This window comes from Inquilinus limosus, from assembly GCF_051487185.1.
Lineage (GTDB): Bacteria > Pseudomonadota > Alphaproteobacteria > DSM-16000 > Inquilinaceae > Inquilinus > Inquilinus limosus_F.
Genome location: NZ_JAHVDK010000016.1, coordinates 33,830 through 55,957, shown reverse-complemented (window position 1 = coordinate 55,957; position 22,128 = coordinate 33,830). Strand labels below are relative to the sequence as shown.

The 22,128-nt window shown below is 69.4% G+C and carries 20 protein-coding genes; 13 read left to right on the top strand and 7 right to left on the bottom strand.

Features of this window, described 5'->3' with window-relative positions; translation table 11 throughout:
- Nucleotides 1–11 precede the first annotated feature (11 nt).
- Genes KXR53_RS19075 through KXR53_RS19060 form a run of 4 tightly spaced genes read left to right on the top strand, consistent with a single transcriptional unit; the run spans nucleotide 12 to nucleotide 4,270 of the window.
- The gene (locus KXR53_RS19075) at nucleotides 12–992 is read left to right on the top strand and encodes an ABC transporter permease (RefSeq protein WP_437376841.1); all 981 of its coding nucleotides are present in this window, start codon (nucleotides 12–14) and stop codon (nucleotides 990–992) included.
- Between the two features lie 49 nt (nucleotides 993–1,041).
- Entirely contained in the window at nucleotides 1,042–1,971 is a 930-nt protein-coding gene (locus tag KXR53_RS19070) for a sugar ABC transporter substrate-binding protein (RefSeq protein ID WP_437376840.1), read from the top strand.
- Nucleotides 1,971–3,488, top strand: a complete 1,518-nt coding sequence (locus tag KXR53_RS19065; RefSeq protein WP_437376839.1) for a sugar ABC transporter ATP-binding protein — start codon at nucleotides 1,971–1,973, stop codon at nucleotides 3,486–3,488. Before KXR53_RS19070 ends, KXR53_RS19065 begins: the two co-directional genes overlap by 1 nt.
- 14 nt (nucleotides 3,489–3,502) lie before the next feature.
- Entirely contained in the window at nucleotides 3,503–4,270 is a 768-nt protein-coding gene (locus KXR53_RS19060) for an SDR family oxidoreductase (RefSeq protein ID WP_437376838.1), read from the top strand.
- A gap of 58 nt (nucleotides 4,271–4,328) precedes the next feature.
- Here the strand turns inward: KXR53_RS19060 and KXR53_RS19055 are convergent, their stop codons facing one another.
- Nucleotides 4,329–5,168, bottom strand: coding sequence for an FAS1-like dehydratase domain-containing protein (locus tag KXR53_RS19055; protein ID WP_437376837.1), 840 nt, complete (start codon nucleotides 5,166–5,168; stop codon nucleotides 4,329–4,331).
- Between the two features lie 203 nt (nucleotides 5,169–5,371).
- Here KXR53_RS19055 and KXR53_RS19050 point away from each other — a divergent pair, with 203 nt between their 5' ends.
- From KXR53_RS19050 to KXR53_RS19030, 5 genes are all read left to right on the top strand, one after another.
- Complete coding sequence (locus tag KXR53_RS19050) at nucleotides 5,372–6,613, top strand: extracellular solute-binding protein (protein WP_437376836.1); 1,242 nt, start codon at nucleotides 5,372–5,374, stop codon at nucleotides 6,611–6,613.
- Between the two features lie 4 nt (nucleotides 6,614–6,617).
- Nucleotides 6,618–7,556 (top strand): carbohydrate ABC transporter permease, encoded by a 939-nt coding sequence (locus KXR53_RS19045; protein ID WP_437376835.1) that lies wholly within the window; start codon nucleotides 6,618–6,620, stop codon nucleotides 7,554–7,556.
- Between the two features lie 8 nt (nucleotides 7,557–7,564).
- A complete protein-coding gene (locus KXR53_RS19040; protein ID WP_437376834.1) occupies nucleotides 7,565–8,380 on the top strand; it encodes a carbohydrate ABC transporter permease in 816 nt (271 codons plus the stop codon).
- Nucleotides 8,381–8,402: 22 nt separating this feature from the next.
- Nucleotides 8,403–9,731, top strand: coding sequence for a sulfatase-like hydrolase/transferase (locus KXR53_RS19035; RefSeq protein WP_437376833.1), 1,329 nt, complete (start codon nucleotides 8,403–8,405; stop codon nucleotides 9,729–9,731).
- Between the two features lie 71 nt (nucleotides 9,732–9,802).
- Nucleotides 9,803–10,798: a LacI family DNA-binding transcriptional regulator gene (locus KXR53_RS19030; protein WP_437376832.1), complete on the top strand. Its 996-nt coding sequence runs from the start codon at nucleotides 9,803–9,805 to the stop codon at nucleotides 10,796–10,798.
- A 52-nt stretch (nucleotides 10,799–10,850) separates the two neighbouring features.
- Here KXR53_RS19030 and yghX read toward each other — a convergent pair whose 3' ends face one another.
- The 6 genes from yghX to KXR53_RS19000 all read right to left on the bottom strand — a co-directional run bounded on the left by yghX (nucleotide 10,851) and on the right by KXR53_RS19000 (nucleotide 18,043).
- A complete protein-coding gene (gene yghX, locus KXR53_RS19025) occupies nucleotides 10,851–11,738 on the bottom strand; it encodes a YghX family hydrolase (RefSeq protein WP_437376831.1) in 888 nt (295 codons plus the stop codon).
- Between the two features lie 120 nt (nucleotides 11,739–11,858).
- Entirely contained in the window at nucleotides 11,859–13,505 is a 1,647-nt protein-coding gene (locus tag KXR53_RS19020) for an ABC transporter ATP-binding protein (protein WP_437376830.1), read from the bottom strand.
- 1 nt (nucleotide 13,506) lies between these two features.
- Complete coding sequence (locus KXR53_RS19015) at nucleotides 13,507–14,373, bottom strand: ABC transporter permease (RefSeq protein ID WP_437376829.1); 867 nt, start codon at nucleotides 14,371–14,373, stop codon at nucleotides 13,507–13,509.
- Complete coding sequence (locus tag KXR53_RS19010; protein WP_437376828.1) at nucleotides 14,370–15,326, bottom strand: ABC transporter permease; 957 nt, start codon at nucleotides 15,324–15,326, stop codon at nucleotides 14,370–14,372. Before KXR53_RS19010 ends, KXR53_RS19015 begins: the two co-directional genes overlap by 4 nt.
- Nucleotides 15,327–15,558: 232 nt before the next feature.
- Nucleotides 15,559–17,172: an ABC transporter substrate-binding protein gene (locus tag KXR53_RS19005; protein ID WP_437376827.1), complete on the bottom strand. Its 1,614-nt coding sequence runs from the start codon at nucleotides 17,170–17,172 to the stop codon at nucleotides 15,559–15,561.
- 205 nt (nucleotides 17,173–17,377) lie between these two features.
- Complete coding sequence (locus tag KXR53_RS19000) at nucleotides 17,378–18,043, bottom strand: haloacid dehalogenase type II (RefSeq protein ID WP_437376826.1); 666 nt, start codon at nucleotides 18,041–18,043, stop codon at nucleotides 17,378–17,380.
- A gap of 207 nt (nucleotides 18,044–18,250) precedes the next feature.
- On the opposite strand from KXR53_RS19000, the gene argE reads away from it, so the two are divergent.
- The 4 genes from argE (at nucleotide 18,251) to KXR53_RS18980 (ending at nucleotide 22,016) form a co-directional block, all read left to right on the top strand.
- Nucleotides 18,251–19,399: an acetylornithine deacetylase gene (argE, locus tag KXR53_RS18995; protein ID WP_437376825.1), complete on the top strand. Its 1,149-nt coding sequence runs from the start codon at nucleotides 18,251–18,253 to the stop codon at nucleotides 19,397–19,399.
- An 87-nt stretch (nucleotides 19,400–19,486) separates the two neighbouring features.
- The gene (locus KXR53_RS18990; protein ID WP_437376824.1) at nucleotides 19,487–20,764 is read left to right on the top strand and encodes an NAD(P)/FAD-dependent oxidoreductase; all 1,278 of its coding nucleotides are present in this window, start codon (nucleotides 19,487–19,489) and stop codon (nucleotides 20,762–20,764) included.
- A 35-nt stretch (nucleotides 20,765–20,799) separates the two neighbouring features.
- Nucleotides 20,800–21,510 carry a GntR family transcriptional regulator gene (locus KXR53_RS18985; RefSeq protein WP_437376823.1) on the top strand — a complete coding sequence of 237 codons (711 nt, stop codon included), beginning with the start codon at nucleotides 20,800–20,802 and terminating at the stop codon, nucleotides 21,508–21,510.
- Between the two features lie 17 nt (nucleotides 21,511–21,527).
- A complete protein-coding gene (locus tag KXR53_RS18980; protein ID WP_437376822.1) occupies nucleotides 21,528–22,016 on the top strand; it encodes an Lrp/AsnC family transcriptional regulator in 489 nt (162 codons plus the stop codon).
- Nucleotides 22,017–22,128: the final 112 nt, after the last annotated feature.

Here is a 22,128-nt window from a genome sequence, read left to right as displayed (position 1 = left end):
GGACGACAGGGATGGAAGCGCGCATCGACCAACCGGCCCCCAGGACGATCCTGCCGCGGATCAGCCTGACCAGCGGCGCCCAGGGCCCGCTGATCGGCCTGGTCCTGCTGTGCGTGATCTTCTCCTTCGCCTCGGACCATTTCCTGTCGGTCCGCAACGCGCTGAACGTGCTCGACCAGGTCACGGTGCTCGGCATCCTCGCCATCGGCATGACCGCGGTGATCGTGATCGGCGGCATCGACCTGTCGGTCGGCTCGGTCCTGGCGCTGTCGATGATGGTGATGGGCTGGCTGGCGCGCGACATGGAGCTGCCGATGGCGCTGGCCCTGCTGCTGGGCATCGGCGCCGGCGCGCTGTGCGGCTTGGCCTCGGGCCTGCTGATCACGCTGGCGCGGCTGCCCGCCTTCATCGCCACCCTGACCATGATGTCGGTGGCGCGCGGCCTGGCCAACATCCTGACCGACGGCACCCAGATCGTCGGCTACCCCGACTGGTTCACCTCGCTCGCCATCATCCGCCATTTCGGCTTCCTGTCGCTGACTGTGGCGCTGTTCCTGGTGCTGGTCGCGGCGAGCTGGCTGTACCTGACCTTCCGGCCCAGCGGCCGCAATCTCTACGCCATCGGCGGCAGCCGCGAGGTGGCGCGCCTGGCCGGCATCCATGTCGGCCGGGTGACGATCGCGGTCTATGCCGCGGCCGGGGCGTTGGCCGGCATCGCAGGCATGGCGCTGGCGGCGCGGCTCGACTCGTCCCAGCCCAGCGCCGGCCTCGGCTACGAGCTCGACACCATCGCCGCGGTCGTGATCGGCGGCGCCAGCCTGTCGGGCGGCGTCGGCAGCATCGGCGGCACGGTGGTCGGCGTCCTGATCATCGGCGTGCTGCGCAACGGCCTGAACCTGCTCGGCGTCTCGCCCTTCGTGCAGCAGGTGGTGATCGGCCTCGTGATCGCCGCCGCCGTCACCTTCGACACCCTCGGCCGGCGCAACCGCTGACCGGGATCACAAAGACGGGACGACCGTCGCAACAGGAGAGGACCGACCCATGAAGACCCGTATCGCCGTCGCCGCCCTGGCGCTGTTGGCCGGCACCGCCCTCGGCTCCAGCGCCTGGGCCGAGGACAAGGTGATCGGCCTGGCCGTCGCCAACCTGCAGGCCGACTTCTTCAATCAGATCAAGCAGTCGGTCGAGGCCGCGGCCCAGGAACAGGGGATCAAGGTCGTCACCGTCGACGCCAAGGGCGATTCCGCCACCCAGGTCAGCCAGATCCAGGACCTGATCACGCAGCAGATCGACGCGCTGATCTACATCCCGGCCGGCGCCACCGCCGCCAGCGTCCCGGTGAAGGCGGCCAAGGCCGCCGGCATACCGGTGGTCGCGGTCGACCGCAACCCGGCCGACGCGCCGGGCGACACCTTCATCGCTACCGACAGCGTCGCCGCCGCCCGCACGCTGGGCGAGCACGTCTGCAAGGTGACAGGCGGCCAGGGCAATGTCGCCATCATCCAGGGCCAGCTCGGCACCACGCCGGAGCAGGACCGCGACAAGGGCTTCAACGAGGCGCTGGCCAAGTGCCCGGGGCTGAAGATGGTGGCCAAGCAGGCCAGCACCATGTGGATGCAGGATGAGGGCTTCAACATCGCCCAGGATATGCTGCAGCGCGACCCGACCATCTCGGTCTTCTTCGGCCGGGCCGACGCGCTGGCTCTGGGGGCCGCCCAGGCGGTGAAGGTCGCCAATCTCGACCACAAGGCCTGGATCTTCGGCTTCGACGGCGATGTCGCCGGCCTCAAGGCGGTGCAGGCCGGCACGCTGGACGCGACCATGACCCAGACCACCCAGCAGATGGGCCGGCTGGCGCTGCAGTCGGCGCTCGAGCTGGCCGACGGCAAGAAGGTCCCGGCCGAGCAGCTGCAGCAGGCGACGCTGACCACCAAGGACAACGTCGCCGGCTTCATCGAGAAGCACCCCTGATGGCGGCCCCGGCGACCGTTCGCGCCGCCGCGGCGGAGAGTCCGGAGGGGTTCTCCATCCGCGGCATCGGCAAGGCCTATGGCGGCATCACCGTGCTGCAGGATGTCGATCTCGACATCCGGCCGGGCGAGGTGCTGGCCCTCCTGGGCGAGAACGGCGCCGGCAAGTCGACCCTGTCCTCGGTCATCTCCGGCCTGGTGCCGCCCAGCGCCGGCCGCATGACCTGGCAGGGCCGGCCCTACGCTCCAACGCGGCCCGGAGAGGCGATCGCCGCCGGCATCGGCCTGATCCATCAGGAGATGAAGCTGCTGCCGGAGCTGACGATCGCGGAGAATGTCTTCGTCGGCCGGCTGCCGACCAAGGGCGGCCGGATCGACCGGGCGGAGATGAACCGCCGGGCTGGCGAGCAGTTGCATCGCCTCGGCCTCGACATCGCCCCGACGAAGCTGGTCCGCGAGCTGCGGGTGGCGGCGCAGCAGCAGGTCGAGATCGCCAAGGCCCTGACGCTCAACTCGCGCCTCCTGATCCTGGACGAGCCGACCGCGGCGCTGGGTGGCGAGGAGACGGAGCGGCTGTTCCAACAGATCGAGCGGCTGAAGCGCGACGGCGTCTCCTTCATCTATATCAGCCATCGCCTCGACGAGATCGCCCGCATCGCCGACCGCATCGCGGTGCTGCGCGACGGGCGGCTGGTCGCCACCCACGAGACGGCGCAGGTGCCAGTGAAGACGCTGGTCGAGCAGATGGTCGGGCGCAGCGTCGACCGGATGTTCCCGGCCGTGTCCGTGCCGGAGGAGCGGACGCGGCTCGAGGTCTCGGGCCTCACCGCCGCCGATGGCGGCTTCCGCGACATCAGCTTCACCGTGCGCGCGGGCGAGGTGTTCGGCATCGCCGGCATCGTCGGCGCCGGGCGGACCGAGCTGGTGCGCGGCATCGTCGGCGCCGACCCCATCGCTTCCGGCCGTGTGGCGGTGGACGGCCGGCCGGTCGACCTGCGCGGCCCGTCCGACGCAATCCGTGCCGGCGTCATGCTGGTGCCGGAGGACCGCAAGCTGCAGGGCGTGGTGCTGGATCACTCGATCGCCGACAACATCGCTTATGCCAATTTCGACCGCATCGCGCCTGGCGGCTGGATCAGCCCGGCGCGGGTGCGCGGCTTCGCCGCCGAACTGATCGCGCGGATGGGGGTGAAAGGCGCGCCGGGCCAGCGCGCCGGGAATCTCTCCGGCGGCAACCAGCAGAAGGTCGTGATCGCGAAATGGATCGCGCGCGAGCCCAGGGTCTTCATCCTCGACGAGCCGACCCGCGGCATCGATGTCGGCGCCCGGGCCGCGATCTACGACGTGATCGCCGGCCTCGCCGCTTCCGGCATGGCGGTGGTCGTCGTCAGCTCCGACCTCGACGAGGTGCTGGGCCTGTCGCACCGGGTGATGGTGCTGGCCCGTGGCCGCAACCAGGGAATCCTCGACCGCGACCAGGCCAACCGCGTCTCGGTGATGGAACTCGCAACCCGCTGAACCAAGAGGACCACGTGCAGCTCTTCCGGCTCGATGATCAGATCGCCTTCGTCACCGGCGCCGGCAGCGGCATCGGCCAGCGCATCGCGATCGGCCTGGCCGAGGCCGGCGCCGATGTCGCCTGTTTCGACCTGCCGGCGTCGGAGGCCGGCCTCGCCGACACCGCCGGGCGGATCCGGGCGCTGGGCCGCCGGGCGCTGACCCTGGCCGGCGACGTGACCCAGGCGGCCGACCTGGCCCGCGCGGTGGACGCGGTCGAAACCCAGCTCGGGGCGCTCTCGGTCGCGCTGAACTGCGCCGGTATCGCCAACGCCACGGCGGCGGAGGATCTGCCGGAGGCGCAGTGGCAGCGCATGCTGGATATCAACCTGACCGGCGTCTTCCTCTCGGCCCAGGCGGAGGCGCGGGTGATGCTGCCGCGCCGCCGCGGCTCGATCGTCAACATCGCCTCGATGTCGGGCTCGATCGTCAACCGCGGCCTGCTGCAGGCGCATTACAACACCTCCAAGGCCGGGGTGATCCACCTGACCAAGAGCCTGGCGATGGAATGGGCCGATCGCTGCCTGCGGGTGAACGCGATCAGCCCCGGCTACACGCTGACGCCGATGAACCTGCGGCCCGAGGTGGCGGAGCAGCGCAAGATCTTCGAGCGCGACACGCCGATGGGCCGGATGGCGACGGTGGACGAGCTGGTGGGGCCTGCGGTGTTCCTGGCCAGCGCCGCCTCGTCCTTCTGCACCGGCATCGACCTGATCGTCGACGGCGGCTTCGTCTGCTGGTGAGGGATCGCGGATCGGCCGCCGGCCGATCCGCTCCCGATGCTCTGTGCCGGTGGTGCCGTCATGCCCAGCCGGCCTCCGCCGCCATCGCGACCGGCCCGTTCTCCCGGGCCGACCACAGCTTCAGCCCGTCGCCGTCTTCGCTGGCATGCAGGAGGAAAGCATCGTCGTCGAACAGCGGCGACAGGCTGCGGAAGGCGAAGCGTGTCGGCGGCGCGCCGCGCAGCTCCGCCGCGAAGTTGAACAGCAGCGTCGCCTGCAGCGGCCCGTGGACGATCAGGCCGGGATAGCCTTCGACCTCGGTGACGTAGCGGCGGTCGTAGTGGATGCGGTGCCCGTTGAAGGTCAGGGCGGAGTAGCGGAAGAGCAGGGGCGGGGAGGGCTCGATGCGGCGGCGGTGGCGGCCGGGCTCTGCTGGGGCAGGCGCCGTCTTCGCCCCGCCGTCGAGGCCGCGATAGACGATGTCCTGCCGTTCCCGCAGCACGGGCCGGCCGTGCGCCTCGATGGCGTGGTCGACCGTGACGAAGCAGAGCAGGCCGGTGCGGCCTTCCTTGGCCGCGACATCGGCGATGCGGGAGATGCGCCGCACGCTGTCGCCGACTCGAAGGTCATCGTGGAAGGTCACCCTGCCGCCCGCCCACATCCGGCGCGGCAGCGGGACCGGCGGCAGGAATCCGCCACGCTGCGGATGGCCGTCGGGGCCGAGCGCGGCGGTCGGCGCGGCGGGCTGGGCCAGGCAGAAATGCAGGAGGCGCGGGGCGACGTCCCCGGTCCGCGGCGGATCGGCCGGGAGATCGAGCATCGCCCGGAACTTGCGGACGAGATCGGCGGTGACGATGTCCTCCGCCACCTCCTCGCGGCCGATCCAGGAGCGCAGATGGTCGATGTCGAGGGTCGTCATGGGCGCTGCTCCTCCACTCGTCGCGGTCGGAATCGAGCGGCCGATGCTCGCCGGACCGGCACAGTACCATAGCGCCGCGGCGCGCCGATCAAGACCGGCGCCGGCCAGTCGCGCCTTGACGCTCTTTCGCGATCCGTCATATTAATCGATTAATAAAGCTGCCTCGGAGCAAGAAGGCGGATCTCCAATTAGGGAGGAGACGGATGAGCTGGTGGAGGACGAGTGCGCTCGTCGTCGGCGCCGGGCTGGGTGTCCTGGCGGCGACCGCGGCGGGGGCCGAGACGCTGACGCTCTATTGGAACGCCGGCCACGCCTATCAGGCCTATGCCGACGTGATCAAGAAATTCGAGACCGATCATCCCGGCTGGACGGTGCGCTGGGAGAAGTTCCAGTGGCCCGACATGCGCACCAAGCTGGTCGCGGATTTCTCGGCCAAGAACCCGCCGGACCTGGTCGCCGAGCCCGGCGGCTGGGTACAGGAATTCGGGCAGCAGGGCCTGCTCACGCCCCTCAACGACTTCGTCGCCGCGGACGGTCAGGCGATGGGCTTTCCCGCGGACTGGCAGCCCTATGCGGTCGAGCGGAACAAGCTCGGCGACCAGGTCTACGGCGTCCAGATCCACCTGACCTGCGCGACGTTGGTCTACAATGTCGACATGCTGAAGGCGGCGGGCTTCGACGCGCCGCCCGCGACCTGGGAGGAGTTCCGGGCCGTCGCCAAGGCGACCGCGTCCGGCGGCCGCTTCGGCTTCGCGCCCAATCCCAGCATCGGCTACTACTGGTCCTGGTTCCTGCAGAACGGCGTCCGCTACTACGACCCGACGACGAACAAGGTCACGCTCGACAGCCCGGAGGCGATCGAGGCGATCCAGTTCCTGGCCGACCTGATCCACAAGGACAAGGCGGCGACCAAGCCGGTCGCGGGCGCGGATTACGAGGGGCCGCAGAAGCTGTTCACCGCCAACCGGGTCGCCATGATCGTCACCGGCCCATGGGACGTGAAGCCGATCCGCTCCGGCAATCCGCGGCTCCAATGGGCGGTCGCGCCGTCGCTGAAGAACAAGGTGCAGGCGACCTTCGCCGGCGGCGTCAGCCTGATGATCCCGAAGGACGCCAAACATCCGAAAGAGGCCTGGGATCTGCTGAAGCGTCTGGTCGCGCTCGAGACCGAGCTCGCCGCGACCAAGGAAGCCGGCATGACCATGCCGCGCAAATCCTGGGCGGAGAACCCGGAGGTGCTGGGCGACCCGGTGATCGGCAGCTTCGCCAAATGCCTTCCCTACGCCAAGGACGTGACCGCCGAGCTCCGCCTCACCGGCAAGCACGCGCGGATCGACAAGCTGCTGCAGAGCGCGCTGGAGGACATCGTCTACAACGAGGTGCCGGCGGCCGAGGCCATGCCGAAATTCGCGGCCGAGGCCAATGCCATCCTGGCGGGCCACTAGGCCGATGCCGGCGGGCGTCGGCACGGCGGCGGCGCCCTGGCTGGGGCTCAGTCGGTCGCGCCGTCGCCTGACGCGGCGGGCGCGCCATACGATCGCGGCCTATCTCCTGCTGTCGCCGGCGATCCTCTACTTCAGCGTCTATTTCTTCTATCCGATCGCGCTCGAATTCTGGGCCAGCCTGTACAGCGGCCAGCCGCTGATCGGCGACAGCCGCTTCGCCGGCCTCGCCAACTACACCTCGGCGCTCGGTGACGATCGGGTCCGGCACTCGCTCTTCGTGACCCTGGCCTTCGCCGTGGGGGTGACGGCCGCGAGCACCGCCATCGGCCTCGGCCTGGCGCTGCTCCTCAACAAGCCGCTGCCCGGGCGGACGGTGTTCCGGGCGATCATCTTCTTCCCCTACATCATCTCCTTCGTGATCGTCGCGCTGATGTGGCAGGCGATCCTCGATCCCTATACCGGCATCCTGAACGGCCTCCTCGCGGATCTCGGTTTGCCGACGCAGAGCTGGCTGACCGAGCCCGCGACCGCGCTGCCGACGCTGATCGCCATCGCGGTCTGGAAGGATGTCGGCTACGCGATGCTGATCTATCTCGCGGCCCTGCAGTCGATCCCGACCGACTTCTACGACGCCGCCGCGATCGACGGCGCGACGCCCGGCCAGCGGTTCCGGCACGTGACCTGGCCGCTGCTGACGCCGACGACGCTGTTCATCGCCGTTGTCTGCATGATTTCCCAGTTCCAAGAGCTGGCGCCGGCCTATCTCATCACCAAGGGCGGGCCAGCGGATGCGACGCGGCTGTTCAGCCTCCACGTCTTCGAGGCGGCCTTCTTCGAGCTCAACATCGGCTACGCCTCGGCGCTCGCCTTCCTGATGTTCCTGCTGATCCTGGCGGTCACCTTCGTCCAGTTCCGGCTGTTCAACCGGGACGTCAGCTATTGAGGGCCGCCATGACACACAGGGACATGGCCTTCGGCTATCTCCTGCTGCTGCTCGCGGCGGCGCTCTGCATCTTTCCGTTCCTCTACATGCTGTCCCTCTCGCTGCAGAGCGACGCCGACATCTTCAGCGGCGTGCCGATCCTGCTTCCGGACACGCTGCAGCTCACGAACTACGTCCATATCTGGCAGAAGGCGCCCTTCGCCCGGTTCGTGCTGAACAGCGTCGTCATCGCGGGCGGGATCACGCTGCTGCACCTGATCTTCGATCCGCTCGCCGGCTACGTCTTCGCCAAGCTGGAGTTCCCGGGCAAGCGCGTGCTGTTCGTCGCGGTGCTGTCGACGCTGATGATCCCCTTCTTCATCCGCATGATCCCGCTCTACGTGCTGACCGCGCGGATGGGCTGGCTCAACACCTATCAGGGCCTGATCGTGCCCTTCGCCATGAGTGCCTACGGCATCTTCCTGATGCGGCAGTTCATGCGCCCGATCCCGGACGAGCTGATCGACGCGGCGCGGATCGACGGCTGCTCGGAGATCGGCGTCTATTGGCGGATCGTGCTGCCGCAGGTGCGGCCGGCGCTGGCCACCCTGGCGCTCCTCACCTTCGTCTTCCAGTGGAACGAGTTTCTCTGGCCGCTGGTGGCGGTGAACACCACCGAGATGCGGCCGATCACGACGGGGCTCACCCTCTTCAACCAGGAATTCTTCACCCAGTGGAACATGACGGCGACGGGCGGGGTCATCCTGTTCGTGCCCAGCCTGCTCCTGTTCCTCTTCACCCAGCGCTACTTCGTCCGCAGCGTGATGCTGGCGGGCATGAAATGACCTGTCCGGAGCCCCACACTTCATGATCCGCCCGAACGTCATCGTCTTCTTCACCGATCAGCAGCGCTGGGACACGGTCGGCGCCCATGGCAATCCGCTGGAGCTGACGCCGAATTTCGACCGCCTGGCCCGGACCGGCACCTTCGTCGCCAACTCCTTCACCTGTCAGCCGGTCTGCGGTCCTGCCCGCTCGGTCCTGCAGACGGGGCGCTACGCGACCGCGACCGGCTGCTACCGGAACGGCATCCCGCTGCCGCAGGGGGAGAAGACTCTGGCGCATCACTTCGCCGCCGCCGGCTACGACACCGCCTATATCGGCAAATGGCATCTGGGCTCGGCCGAGCCGGTGACGCCCGGGGAGCGCGGCGGCTACCTCCACTGGCTCGCCTCCAACATCCTGGAGTTCACCTCCGGCCCCTTCGACACGGTCGTCCATGACAATCACGGCAGACCGGTGAAGCTGCCCGGCTATCGCGTGGACGCGCTGACCGACGCGGCGATCCGCTACATCGCGGCGCCGAAGGAGGCGCCGTTCTTCCTCTTCCTCTCCTTCCTCGAGCCGCACCACCAGAACCAGACGGACAACTACCCGGCCCCGCTCGGCTACGAGGAGCGGATCCGCCGGAAGCTCGCCGTCCCCGGCGACCTCGCGGCGCTCGGCGGCAGCACGGCGGCGCATTTCCCCGGCTATCTCGGCATGGTCGCGCGCCTTGACGAGGCGTTCGGCCGGCTGGTCGAGGCGCTGTACAGCCTGGGCCTTCTGGAGGACACGATCATCCTCTTCACCTCCGACCATGGCTGCCACTTCAAGACCCGCAACAACGAGTACAAGCGCTCCTGCCACGAGGCGTCGATCCGGGTGCCGACGCTGTTCCACGGCCCGGGCTTCGCGGATGTCGGCGCCTTCGAGGGGCTGGTGAGCCTGATCGACCTGCCGCCGACCCTGCTCGACGCCGCCGGGATCGCCATTCCCGGGACGATGCAGGGCCGCTCGATCCTCGGCGCGATCCGGGGAGGGGAGGCCTCGCGCGAAGAGATCTTCGTCCAGATCAGCGAGCACCATGTCGGCCGCGCCCTGCGCACCCGCCGCTGGAAATACGAGGTCGAGGCGCCGGGCGGGGACGGCTGGAACGATCCGGCGAGCGACCTCTACGCCGAGGCGCGGCTCTATGACCTCGAGGAAGACCCGAACGAGCTCCGTAACCTCGTCGCCGCGCCCGCCCATGCCGAGACGCGGGCGGCGCTGCGGGGCCGCCTCCTCGCCCTGATCGAGGAGGCCGGGGAGAGGCCGCCCGAGATTCTTCCCGTCGAAAACAGAAATTGGCATGAAGGTCTGGTGAGCGAGGGCTGAGGGACGCCCGCCCGCTCCAGACCGCCGAGGCAATGGACGAGAGCAGTTCCGAACGGAAGAGGGCGCCGACCATGGCCGACGTCGCCCGTCGCGCCGGGGTGTCGACGGCCGCCGTCTCCTATTTCCTGAGCGGCGACGCCAGGCGGCTGAGATTCGTCGGTCAGGAGGCGCGCCAGCGCATCCTCGACGCCGTGGCGGAGCTCAACTACGTCCAGAACCGCACGGCCCGGCAGCTCCGCCGGCGGCAGGCCGAGCGGATCTGCCTTCTGCTGCCGCGCCTCGGCGTGCCCTTCAGCGACCGCATCGCCCAGGACGTCCAGTCCACGGCGGCGGCGAGCGGCTTCTCCACCATCATCGCGGCCGGCGACACGCCCGAGCGCGTGGACCGGATCGTGCGCGAGATCGAGAGCGGCCTGGCCGATGGCGTCATCGCCGACTGGCAGCACCTGTCCGAAGCCGAGGTCGTGCAGTTCGCCGACCGCCTCGCGGCCGCCGGTCGGCCCGCGGTGGTCTTCCACCCGTCGGTGGAGCCGGCCGGCTTCTCCGTCGTCCGCCAGCACACGGCCGAGGCGGTCGGGGTGGCGCTCGACCATCTCTACGAGGCCGGCCACCGCCGCATCGCCTATATGCTGCACGAGAAGGCGGCGGAGGGCAGCCGGCTCGCCGCCTATCGCCGCTTCCTCGCCACGCGGAAGCTGCCGCTGCGGCCGGAGCTCCTGGTCGGCGGCGCCGAGGCGCGCAAGGCCGCCTTCGCCAACGCCAAGGCGCTGGCGTCACTGCCGGAACGGCCGACGGCGCTGTTCGCCGAATCCGACCTCGCCGCCGTCACCGCTATCCACGCCTTCGAAGAGATCGGCCTCTCCGTGCCCGGCGACATCGCGGTGATCGGCTGCGGCAACATCGAGGAGGGCGAGTTCGGCCATCCGGCGCTGACGACGATCGGCCCCGAGACCACCCGCTACGACCGCCTCGCCGATCATCTGATCGGCCTCGTCACCGGCCGCGAGGGCGAGGCCCCGACGATCTTCGACGTGCCGTGGCGGCTGGTCCGCCGCGCCTCTGCTTGAGCGGGAGCGCGCCACGCCGCCGGCGATCCGCGGCGGGCGCGCCGCAAGGACATCAGGCGAGATAGCGCTTGAGCCAAGCAACCGTCCGATCCCAGGCCAGCTTGGCGGCCGCCTCGTCGTAGCGCGGTGTGGAGTCGTTGTGGAAGCCGTGATTGGTCCCCGGATAGATGTAGGCCTCGTAGGTCTTGTTCGATGACTTGAGCGCGGCTTCGTAGGCGGGCCAGCCGGCATTGATGTTGGCATCCGTCTCGGCGTAGTGCAGCAGCAGCGGCGCCTTGATCCGCTGCACGTCCTCCGGTTTCGGCTGCCGGCCGTAGAACGGCACGGCGGCAGCCAGCTCCGGATAGGCGACGGCCGCGGCATTGGCGACGCCGCCGCCATAGCAGAAGCCGATGATGCCGACCTTTCCGGTCGTCAGCTCGCTCTGCATCAGGAACTCGACCGCGGCGAAGAAGTCGTTCATCAGCTTTGTGGGATCGACCTTCTGCTGCAGCTCGCGTCCCTTGTCGTCGTTGCCGGGATAGCCGCCGACCGAGCTCAGCCCGTCGGGGGCGAGCGCGACGAAGCCGGCCTTGGCCAGGCGCCGCGCCACGTCCTCGATATAGGGGTTGAGGCCCCGGTTCTCGTGGACGACAACCACGCCCGGCACCCGGCCCGAGGCCTTGGCGGGACGGACCAGATAGCCGCGCACCTCGCCGTGCCCTTTGGGCGACGGATAGGTGATGTATTCCGGGACGATGTCGGGATCGGTGAACTCGACCTGCTGCGCCAGCGCGTAATTCGGGCTCAGCGATGCCAGGATGGCCGCCGCGCTCAGCCCGGCGACCGCGAATGTGCCGGCGCGGTCGAGGAACTCGCGCTTCGTGATCCTGCCATGGACATAGTAGTCGTAGAGTTCGAGCAATTCGGGCTGAAAGTCCTTGGCCGTGAGACGGGTCATGGGGCTCTCCTCTCCGTGCAAGCCGCGAATCCGGAAGCGGCAATACCGCCCCTCACGTTCGTTCCGAGCAGAACCGTCGGTTACACGGCCGAGATATCGGCTGAGGCCTTGTCGGCGTGGTCAGGCGGCGGAGACGGCGCGGGCGTCGACTTCGTCCAGCCAACCGGTGCGCAGCTCCGGCACCGAGGCGAGCAGGAGGCCGGTATAGGCCGCCTGCGGGGCGCGCAGCACCTGCTCGGTCGGCCCGGCCTCGACGGTCCGGCCGCGGCGCAGCACCAGCACCTCATGGCTGATCGAGCGGACGACGCCGAGGTCGTGGCTGATGAACATGAGGGAGACGCCGAGCTCGCGCTGCAGCTCCATCAGCAGGTCCAGCACCGCCTCACCGACCACGGTGTCGAGGGCGGAGGTGACTTCGTCGCACAGGATCAACTCGGGGTCGGCCGCCAGCGCCCGGGCCAGATTGACGCGCTGCTTCTGCCCGCCGGACAGCTCGCCCGGCAGGCGGTCGGCGATCGCCGCGGGCAGGCGCACGAGGTCGAGCAGGCGGTGCAGCCGCTGCCGGCGCTGGCGGTCGCCCTGGGCGTGATAGAAGGCCAGCGGCCGGGCGATGATCTGCTCCACCGTCCGGGCCGGGTTCAGCGCGGTGTCGGCGTTCTGGAACACGATCTGGACACGGCGCAGCTGGTCGCGGCTGCGGCCGCCCAGGGTCGCCGGCAGCGCTTCGCCGTCCAGCAGGATGCGGCCGCGCGCCGCCGGCAAGAGGCCGGCGATCACCCGCGCCAGGGTGCTCTTGCCGCTGCCGGATTCGCCGATCGCGCCGAGGGTGCGGCCGCGCCGGATCAAGAGGTCGATATCCTGCAGCGCGACGACCGGCGGCAGGGAGCCGGGACGCACCGCGCCGAAGCCGGCGAGCAGCCCCTCGACCCGCAGCAGCGGCACGGCCTCGGCCGGCGTCGGCTCTTCGCCAGCGGTCCGTCGCACCGGCGTGGCGGCGGCGATGAGCTGGCGGGTGTAGCCGTCCTCCGGCGCCGTCACCAGCCGCTCGGTCGGCCCGGTCTCGCGCAGCCGGCCATGGCGCAGCACCGCGATCCGGTCGGCGATCTGGGCGACGACGGCGAGGTCGTGCGAGACGTAGATGCCGGTCGTCTTCCGGGTGCGGATCACGGCCTTGAAGGCGCGCAGCACCTCGATCTGAGTGGTGACGTCCAGCGCTGTGGTCGGCTCGTCGAAAATGACCAGCTCGGGGTCGTTGATCAGCGCCATGGCCGCCATCAGCCGCTGCAGCTGTCCGCCCGAGACCTGGTGCGGATAGCGGTCGCCGATGCCGTCGGGGTCGGGCAGGGCCAGCTCGCGGAACAGCTGGCAGGCCTTCCGGCGGGCCGCCTCCGCGGTCATGGTGCCGTGGATCAGCGCGCTCTCGATCACCTGCGCCATGATACGGCGCGACGGGTTGAAGGCCGCCGCCGCGCTCTGGGCGATATAGGCGATCTGGCGGCCGCGCAGGCCGCGCAGGGTCTTGCGGTCGAGCGCCAGGATCTCGCGGCCGAAGACGTTGACCGAGCCTCCGACGATGCGGCAGCCGGCCCGGCTATAGCCCAGCGTCGCCAAGGCGATCGTGGTCTTGCCGGAGCCGGATTCGCCGATCAGCGCCATCACCTCGCCCTGGCGGATGGTGAAGCCGACATCGTCGACGATCACGGCCTCGCCGCCTTCCTCGGTGCGGGCCGTGACGCGCAGCCCGGAGACCTCGACCGTCGCCGTCATCTCAGTGCCCTCCCGCGTCCCGGCGGCGGCCGGGCAGGCTGTCGATCAGCAGGTTGACGCCAATGGTCAGCACCGCGATAGCGAGGGCCGGCATGATTACCGCCGGCGCGCCCTCGCTCAGCCCCGAGATGTTCTCGCGCACCAGCGACCCCCAGTCGGCGTTCGGCGGCTGCACGCCGAGGCCGAGGAAGCTGAGGCTGCTCAGCAGCAGCACGACGAAGACGAAGCGCAGGCCGAAATCCGCCAGGATCGGGCCGATCATGTTGGGCAGCACCTCCTGCAGCATGACATAGCCGGTGCGCTCGCCGCGGGCCCGGGCCGCCAGGACGAAATCCTCCGCGGCGATGTTGACGCCGAGCGCGCGGGTGATGCGGAAGCAGCCCGGCAGGTAGATGAAGGCCAGCGTCAGCACCAGGATCGGGGTGGAGGAGCCGAGCCCGGCCACCAGCACCAGCGCCAGCATCTTGCTCGGGATCGAGGTCAGGGCGTCGAGCGTCCGGCTCAGCAGCGCGTCGGTCCAGCCACCAATGGCAGCGGCGAACAGGCCGAGGCAGACGCCGGCGCCGCAGGCCAACAGGGTGGCGAGGCCGGCGATGCCGACCGTGTAGCGGGCGCCGAGCAGGATGCGGCTCAGCATGTCGCGGCCGAGATAGTCGGTCCCCAGCGGGAAAGCCGCGCTGATCGGCTTGAACACCTCGTAGTCGACCACCGCCCCCGCGTCATAGGGGGCGAGGGCCGACCCGAAGGCCGCGACAGCGATACAGGCCATCACGATCGCCGCGCCGATCACGCCGGGAGCAGACAGGCGCAGCCGGCGCGGCTTGCGCCGGGGAAGCGGCTCGATGTTATCGAGGGCGGGCTGGGTCATCGGCGGCGCAGCTTCGGGTTGGACAGGATCGCCGCGATGTCGGCGGCGGTGACCAGCAGCAGGTAGACGGCGCAGAACACCATGGCGCAGGACTGCACCACCGGCATGTCGCGCATGGCGACGCTGTCGACCATCAGCTTGGCGATGCCCGGATAGTTGAAGATGGTCTCGACGATGATCACGCCGCCGAGGAGGTAGGACAGGCTGAGCGCGACCGCGTTGGCGATAGCGCCGACCGCGTTGGGCAAAGCGTGGCGCAGCACGATGCGCGCCGGGCTCGCGCCTTTCAGCGCCGCCATCTCGACATAGGGCGACCGCAGCGTCTCGATCACCGCGGCGCGGGTCATCCGCGCCATCTGCGCCGTCACCACGAAAGTCAGGCTCAGCACCGGCATGGCTACGGCGCGCAGGAACTGCAGCGGCGAGGCGTTGGCGGAGACGAAGGAGAGCGCCGGCAGCCAGTGCAGATGCACGGCGAAGACCAGCACGGCCAGGGTGGCGACCAGGAACTCCGGCACCGCCACGACCGAGATGGTGGCGGTGGCCACCACCCGGTCGTACAGCGACCCGCGCCAGACGGCGGAGGTGATGCCGATCGCGAGCGCCAGCGGCACCGCGACCGCGGCGACGATGGCGGCGAGCAGCAGCGAGCTGGCGAGGCGGGTGCCGATCAGCGGGCCGATCGGCTGGCGGCTGACCAGCGACACGCCCGGGTCGCCGGTCAGCATCCCGCCGAGCCAGTGGAGGAAGCGCTGCGCCGCCGGCTGGTCGAGGCCCAGCGCCGTGCGCAAGCCCGCCACGGCCTCCGGCGTCGCGCTCTGGCCCAGGATCGCCTGCGCCACGTCGCCCGGCAGCAGCTGGGTGGCAACGAACACCACCACGGCGACGAACAGCAGGGTCAGCGCCGCGACGACCAGTCGCCCTCCGATCAGCTTCGCGATCTGCGCGTTCATCGCCCGGCCCCCGGAGAACGATTGGCTGACACGCCCATGGCCTTGGTTTGCCTCTCCCGCCGGACGCGGGAGAGGTCGGACATCCGCCAGGATGTCCGGGTGAGGGCTGGTCCAGGCCTCGACAAAATCCCCTCACCCGGAGCCGCTTCGCGTCTCCGACCTCTCCCGCAAGCGGGAGAGGCAACCGGAATGCGCCCAAGGATCTGTGAAACAGGCATCCCGAATGCCGGCGCTAGCTGTCCAGCCAGACATACTCGCCGAAGCCGTAGCCCATCAGGGCGCCCGTCGGCATCGGCTTCAGCCCCTTCAGCGTGCTGGTGTAGGCGTCGATGTTGCTGATGAAGGTCGGGATGGCCACGCCGGACCCGTCGCGCACCATCACCTGCAGGTCGTGATACATCTGCCGGCGCTTGTCCTCGTCGGTCTCGGCCCGGGCGGCGACCAGCAGCTGGTCGAACTTCTCGTCCTTCCAGCCGGACTCGTTCCAGGGGGCGTCGGATTTGTAGAACAGCGTCAGCAGCAGGTCGGCGGTCGGTCGCGGATTGATGTTGCCGAAGCCGACCGGCGACTTCATCCAGTAGTTCGACCAATAGCCGTCCGAGGGCACGCGCTGCACGTCCAGCGTCAGGCCGATCTTCTGCGCCTCCTGCTGCAGCAGCACCGCCATCTCCACCGAATTGTCGGCGGCGGGAGAGGCGACGACCGGCACGGTCGTGCCCAGCACCCCGGCCTTCTGGAAGTGGAACTTCGCCTGGTCCGGGTCGAAGGCCCGCTGCGGGATGTCCTTGGCGTAGAAGCGGTTCGAGGACGGGATCGGATGGTCGTTGGCGATCTCGGCATAGCCGCGATAGATCGCGGAGCGGATCTGCTCGCGGTTGATCAGGCACTTCATGCCGAGGATGAAATCCGGGGTGCTGCCCGGCGCTTGGTCCAGCCGCATAATCAGGTTGGTGTAGTTGCCGGCCCTCGTGTCCAGGATGCCGAAGGCGCCGGTGTCCTGCAGCTGCTTGACCGAGCGCGGATTGATGGTCGAGGCCAGCTGCACGTCGCCGGACAAGAGGGCGTTGACCCGCGCGCTCTCGTCGGCCAGCCCGAAGAACTCGATCTGGTCGAGCCAGGGGCCATCCCGCCAGTAGCCCTCGTTGCGCACGGCGACAGAGCGGACGCCGGGCGAGAACTCCTGGCACTTGAACGGGCCGGTGCCGACCGCGGTGGTGAAGTCCTTGGTGCCGTCCTTGACGATATGGAAATGGCTCGTGCCCAGGATCACCGGGAAATCGGCGTTCGGGCTCGACAGCTTGATGCGAATCTCGTTCGGGCCGGTCGCGGTGATCTCCTCGATCGCGGAAGCCAGGGCCTTGGCCTTGCTGCCGACCTCCGGGTCGAGATGCCGCTTCAGGGAATAGACGACGTCGTCGGCGGTCAGGGTCTTGCCGTCGTGGAAGGTGACGCCGCGGCGAAGCTTGATGGTCCAGACCGTCGCCTTGTCGTTGTCGATCGCCTCGGCCAGCTCCATCTGCGGCTCGCCGGCTTCGTCGATCCGGGTCAGCTTGTTGTAGAACAGGTTGCAGCGGACATAGTCGGTCGACGCTGTCTGCTTGGCCGGGTCCAGGGTGTCGGCGGTCGAGCTGGTGTAGCCGGCGACGCGGATGCTGCCGCCGCGCTTCGGCGTGTCCGCCAGCGCCCGGCTGGCGTGGGCGAACACCGACCCGCCGGCGGCGAGACCCATCCCGGCCATGCCGAGCATGCCCAGCACCTCGCGCCGGGTGGCGCCGCCGCGCAGCGCGTCCAGCACGCGCCGGCGCTCGGCGGGGCGCATTGCTTCGAAATCGCTGATCTTCGTCATGCCGCCGTCCCTCTGTTGTGCGGGATCAGAGATCCCGAGCCCCCTGGTTGGTCTGATGGCCGACCGTTTCGGTGCGCGGTATGCCGCGTCGCCTGGGCGGCCCGTCCGGGCCGCCGCGCCGTTGTCGCTGTTCCGGGTATGATGGCGGTGATCGTAAGATTGTCAACAATCTTAATGGTGAAGATGCGCCGCCGCCGAGTGGTGGCTACAGCCCGAGCAGGCCGGGCAGGCCACGGATGTCCTTGATCTCGTGATAGCCGTAATAGGGGTTCGGCGGCTCGTGCCCGCGATTCACGAAGGCCTTGTGGGTGATCCGCAGGTCGTGCGCGGTCATCAGATCGTAGCGGAAGCTGGAGGAGCAGTGCAGCACGTCCTCCGGCCCGCAGCCGAGCTGGTCGAACATGTATTCGAAGGCGCGCATGCGCGGCTTGTACGCCTGCGCCTCCTGCGCGGTGAAGACGGCGTGGAACGGAGCGCCGAGCTTGGCCACGCTGTGCGGGATCAGGTCGGTCATCGAATTGGACAGGATGACCAGCGGGACATGCGCCGCGACCTTGGCCAGCGCTTCCGGCACGTCGGGATGCGGACCCCAGCTCGGGATCGCGGCGTAGATCGCTTCCGCATCCGTCTCCCGGAACTCCACCCGCCACAGCTTGCAGCAGCGTTCGAGGGCGTTACGCACCACCTCGACATAGGGCTTCCAGGCGCCCAGCACCTCGTCCAGGCGGTAGGAAGAGAAATCGGTGCAGAAGGCGTCCATCTGCGCGACGTCGACCCGATCGGCATAGATCCGGCGGGCGGCGGGCGCCATTTCGAAATAGATCAGCGTGCCGTAGCAGTCGAAGGTGACGTATTTCGGTCTCAGGGCCATGCCGTGCCTCGGTCGTTCCCAGGTCTGCGATCGTGCCATCCTAGAAGGGGCGGGCCGCACGGCCAGCCGTCTGTGCGCCACAGGGCAGGGCGATCATGCCGTTTGCGGCGGCTCCGATGGCACGACGTGCCGATCCACCGCCGTCCTTCGGCGCGTCCGCCGGGGCGCGGCGGGGCAGGATGGCGGGGCCATGACAGGAGGAGCGGGATGAAGACGGTCGAGGAGATTCTGGCGGATCTGGTGGCGATTCCCTCCGTCTGCCGCACCGCGAACGGCGCGATTGTCGACTACGTCCGTGCCTGTCTCGCCGAACACGGCGTGGCGGCCACGGTGCTGCCGGGGCCGGAGGGCGATCGGTCCAACCTGTTCGCCACCATCGGTCCGGCGGAGGTGCCGGGCATGATCCTGTCGGCGCATCTCGATGTCGTGCCGGCGGCGCCGGAGGGCTGGACCGGCCATCCCTTCACCCTGCGCCGCGATGGCGACCGCCTGTTCGGCCGCGGCGCGGTGGACATGAAGGGCTTCGTCGCCTGCGTGCTTGCCTCCGTGCCGGCGCTCATCGCCGCCCGGCTGCCGCGGCCGGTGCACATCGCCCTGTCCTATGACGAGGAGGTCGGCTGCGTCGGGGTGCGGCACATGATCGACCGGCTGCCGCGGCTGTGTGCCCCGCCGCTCGGCTGCATCGTCGGCGAGCCGACCGGGCTGCGCCCGGTGCTGCGGCACAAGGGCAAGATCGCCCGGCGGGTGCGCGTGCGCGGCCGCGCCGGCCATTCCTCACGGCCGGACCTGGCGGACAACGCCATCCATCTGGCGGCGGAGCTGATCGTCAAGGTGCGGGACGAGGCCCGGCGACTCGAGGCTGAAGGCCCGTTCGACGACCGATTCGCGCCCCCGGTCTCGACCCTGCAGGTCGGCGTCGTGGGCGGCGGCACCGGCGTCAACATCGTCCCGGCCGAATGCGTCTTCGATCTCGAGGCCCGCGCCATCCCGGGCACCGACCCGGCCGAGCTCTGGGAGCCGATCGCACGCTTCGCCGAGGCGCGAGTCGCGGCGATGCGGGCGGAGGGGCGGTCGGTCGCGGTCGAGAGCGAGACGCTCAGCCTCTATCCGGCGCTCGACCTCGCCGACGACCATCCGCTCGCGGCGCTGGCCGAGGCGATTTCGGAGCAGCCGCGGCAGGCCGCGGTCAGCTTCGGCACCGAGGCCGGGCTGTATCAACAGGCCGGCGTGCCGGCCGTCGTCTGCGGGCCGGGCGACATCGACCGCGCGCACAAGCCGGACGAGTTCATCACCAGGGTGGAGCTGGCCTCGGGTGTCACCATGATCGAGCGGCTGACGGCCCAATCGATGTTATGATTGTTGACAATCCTACGAAGAACGTGATCGAACTAGAGCGTCGCCGCCGCGACGAGCGCTGACCCGAGCGCGCGATCAGGATCGATCATGAAGCTGGCTTCCTACTGGATGGATTCCGTGACGCCCTTCCAGGGCGCGGCCGCCGGGCCGGTCGAAGGCAAGGTCGACGTGGCCATTGTCGGCGCCGGCTTCACCGGGCTCTCGGCGGCGCTGGCGCTGGCCAAGCGCGGCGCCTGCGTGGCGGTGCTGGAGGCCGGCAAGGTCGGTGCCGGCGCCTCCGGCCGGAACGGCGGCCAGTGCAACAACGGCCTCGCCGTCGATTTCCAGGGCGTGGCGGCTCGCCTCGGCCTCGACCGGGCCCGGCTGCTGTACCGGGCCTATGACGCGGCCGTGGACACGGTCGAACGCCTGGTGCGGGAGGAGGGGATCGATTGCGATTTCCGCCGCACCGGCAAGATCAAGCTTGCCGCCAAGCCGGAGCATTTCGACAAGCTGAAGCGGGCGCAGGAGGTGCTGGCGCGCGAGGTCGACGCCGACACCGCCCTGGTCCCGGCCGCCGATCTGCGGGCGGAGATCGGGTCGGACCGGTTCCACGGCGGGCTCGTCTACAGGAAGAGCGCCGGCATGCATATGGGCCGGTTCTCCAGGGGTCTGGCCGAGGCGGCGGTGGCCCGGGGCGCCGCGATCTTCGAGGACGCGCCGGTCTCGGCACTGAAGCGGCTGAACGGCCATGCCCATGAGGTGGTGACGCCCCGCGGCCGCCTCACCGCCTCGCAGGTGCTGCTCGCAACCGGGCCGTCGCGTGCCGGCCCCTTCGCCTGGTTCCGGCGCCGCATCATCCCGATCGGCAGTTTCGTGATCGTCACCGAGACGCTGCCGCAGGCGGTGGTGGACGAGCTGATGCCGACGCGCCGGATGGCGACGGATTCGAAGAATGTCGGCACCTATTTCCGCATCCTCGGCGACAACCGGCTGCTGTTCGGCGGACGGGCGCGCTTCGCCGTCTCCAACCCGCTGTCCGACGCCAAGAGCGGCAAGGTCTTGCGACGAGCTCTGCACCGGGTCTTCCCGCAGCTCGGCGAGGTTCGGATCGACTATTGCTGGGGCGGGATCGTCGACATGACCGCCGACCGGCTGCCGCGGGCCGGCATTCACGATGGCCTGTATTACTCGATGGGTTACAGCGGCCACGGCACGCAGATGGCGACCCATATGGGCGCGGTGATGGCCGAGGTGATGAGCGGCCGACCGGAGACGAATATCTTCCGGGACCTCGACTGGCCGGCCGTCCCCGGCCATTTCGGGCCCCCCTGGTTCCTGCCCCTGGTGGGCGCCTACTATCGGTTGCAGGACGTCCTGCATTGAGCGGCCGGGGCGACAATCACGGAAGGGGCGAGCGCATGGCACAGGCGAACGGTTCCGGCGGGAGGGTGAAGCAGCTGAAGCGCACCACCCTCTCGGGCCAGGTCAGCGAGCAGATCCGCGCCTCGATCCTCGACGGCACCTTTCCGCTCGGCTCCCAGCTCAACGAGATGGAGCTCGCGGCCAGCTTCGGCGTCAGCCGGGGGCCGGTGCGCGAGGCGCTGCAGCGGCTGATCCAGGAAGGGCTGCTGCGCAGCGAGCCGCATCGCGGCGTCTTCGTGCCGGAGCTGAGCGAGGAGGACCTGCAGGACATCTATTTCGTGCGCAGGTCGCTGGAGCTCGCCGCCCTGCGGCGGGTGATGGGCCTGCCCGGCCGGGCCGCCCTGGCGAAGAGGCTGAAGGCCATCGCCCGGCAGATGGAGGCCGCCGTCCGGCGCGGGGACTGGCCGCGCACGGCCGAGCTGGACCTGGAGTTCCACCGCGAGATGGTCGACGCCGCCGGCAGCCACCGGCTGTCCCGCGGCTACGCCACGCTGCAGGCCGAGACCATGCTGTGCCTGCACAAGCTGATGGGCGGCTATCGCGGCAACAAGGCGCTGATCGAGGAACATCAGCTGCTGGCCGACCTCGTCGGCGGCGAGGATGCCGAGGCGGCGCTGAAGGAGCTGGACCGCCATTTCGGCGACCCCGTCCGAACCTTGCACAAGGCCAACGCCGTGCGGCAGGGCAAGACCGACGCGGCCGCCTAGGAGTCGAGGAGCAGATCGTGAACCCGTCAGGCAACCGGTTGGATCAGATCGACATGAAGATCCTGGTGCAGCTGCAGCGCCAGGGCCGGATGACGAATGTCAACCTGGCGGATGCGGTCGGGCTGTCGACCAGCCCCTGCCTCTTGCGGGTCAAGCGGCTGGAGCAGGCGGGCTACATCACCGGCTATGGCGCCCATCTCAACCTCGCCAAGCTGGGCGAGACCGTCACCGTCTTCACCGAGATCACGCTCGCCGACCAGACGATGCCCTATTTCACCCGCTTCGAGGCGGCGATGCGCGGCCTGGACGAGGTGATGGAATGCCACCTCGTCAGCGGCGGCTATGACTATCTGGTGAAATTCGTCACCCGCAGCCTGTCGCACTACCAGGAGGTCATGGAGGGACTGCTGGAGCGCCCGGTCGGGATCTCGAAATACTTCAGCTACATCGTGATCAAGACGCCGATCCGGAAGATGGAGCAGCCGCTGATGAGCCTGTTCGGGTGAGAGGGCGGGCCGACGACCATTGAACCGTCATGGCGAGCCCCGAAGGGGCGTGGCCATCCAGTGAACCCGGCCCCCTGGATGGCCACGGCGCTGCGCGCCTCGCCATGACGGC

Excerpts from the sequence above, each read along its gene's own strand:
- KXR53_RS19075 (WP_437376841.1), top strand. The coding sequence starts at position 12 with ATGGAAGCGCGCATCGACCAACCGGCCCCCAGGACGATCCTGCCGCGG.
- KXR53_RS19070 (WP_437376840.1), top strand. The coding sequence starts at position 1,042 with ATGAAGACCCGTATCGCCGTCGCCGCCCTGGCGCTGTTGGCCGGCACC.
- KXR53_RS19065 (WP_437376839.1), top strand. The coding sequence starts at position 1,971 with ATGGCGGCCCCGGCGACCGTTCGCGCCGCCGCGGCGGAGAGTCCGGAG.
- KXR53_RS19055 (WP_437376837.1), bottom strand. The coding sequence starts at position 5,168 with ATGACGACCCTCGACATCGACCATCTGCGCTCCTGGATCGGCCGCGAG.
- KXR53_RS19050 (WP_437376836.1), top strand. The coding sequence starts at position 5,372 with ATGAGCTGGTGGAGGACGAGTGCGCTCGTCGTCGGCGCCGGGCTGGGT.
- KXR53_RS19045 (WP_437376835.1), top strand. The coding sequence starts at position 6,618 with ATGCCGGCGGGCGTCGGCACGGCGGCGGCGCCCTGGCTGGGGCTCAGT.
- KXR53_RS19040 (WP_437376834.1), top strand. The coding sequence starts at position 7,565 with ATGACACACAGGGACATGGCCTTCGGCTATCTCCTGCTGCTGCTCGCG.
- KXR53_RS19035 (WP_437376833.1), top strand. The coding sequence starts at position 8,403 with ATGATCCGCCCGAACGTCATCGTCTTCTTCACCGATCAGCAGCGCTGG.
- KXR53_RS19030 (WP_437376832.1), top strand. The coding sequence starts at position 9,803 with ATGGCCGACGTCGCCCGTCGCGCCGGGGTGTCGACGGCCGCCGTCTCC.
- yghX (WP_437376831.1), bottom strand. The coding sequence starts at position 11,738 with ATGACCCGTCTCACGGCCAAGGACTTTCAGCCCGAATTGCTCGAACTC.
- KXR53_RS19020 (WP_437376830.1), bottom strand. The coding sequence starts at position 13,505 with ATGACGGCGACGGTCGAGGTCTCCGGGCTGCGCGTCACGGCCCGCACC.
- KXR53_RS19015 (WP_437376829.1), bottom strand. The coding sequence starts at position 14,373 with ATGACCCAGCCCGCCCTCGATAACATCGAGCCGCTTCCCCGGCGCAAG.
- KXR53_RS19010 (WP_437376828.1), bottom strand. The coding sequence starts at position 15,326 with ATGAACGCGCAGATCGCGAAGCTGATCGGAGGGCGACTGGTCGTCGCG.
- KXR53_RS19005 (WP_437376827.1), bottom strand. The coding sequence starts at position 17,172 with ATGACGAAGATCAGCGATTTCGAAGCAATGCGCCCCGCCGAGCGCCGG.
- KXR53_RS19000 (WP_437376826.1), bottom strand. The coding sequence starts at position 18,043 with ATGGCCCTGAGACCGAAATACGTCACCTTCGACTGCTACGGCACGCTG.
- argE (WP_437376825.1), top strand. The coding sequence starts at position 18,251 with ATGAAGACGGTCGAGGAGATTCTGGCGGATCTGGTGGCGATTCCCTCC.
- KXR53_RS18990 (WP_437376824.1), top strand. The coding sequence starts at position 19,487 with ATGAAGCTGGCTTCCTACTGGATGGATTCCGTGACGCCCTTCCAGGGC.
- KXR53_RS18985 (WP_437376823.1), top strand. The coding sequence starts at position 20,800 with ATGGCACAGGCGAACGGTTCCGGCGGGAGGGTGAAGCAGCTGAAGCGC.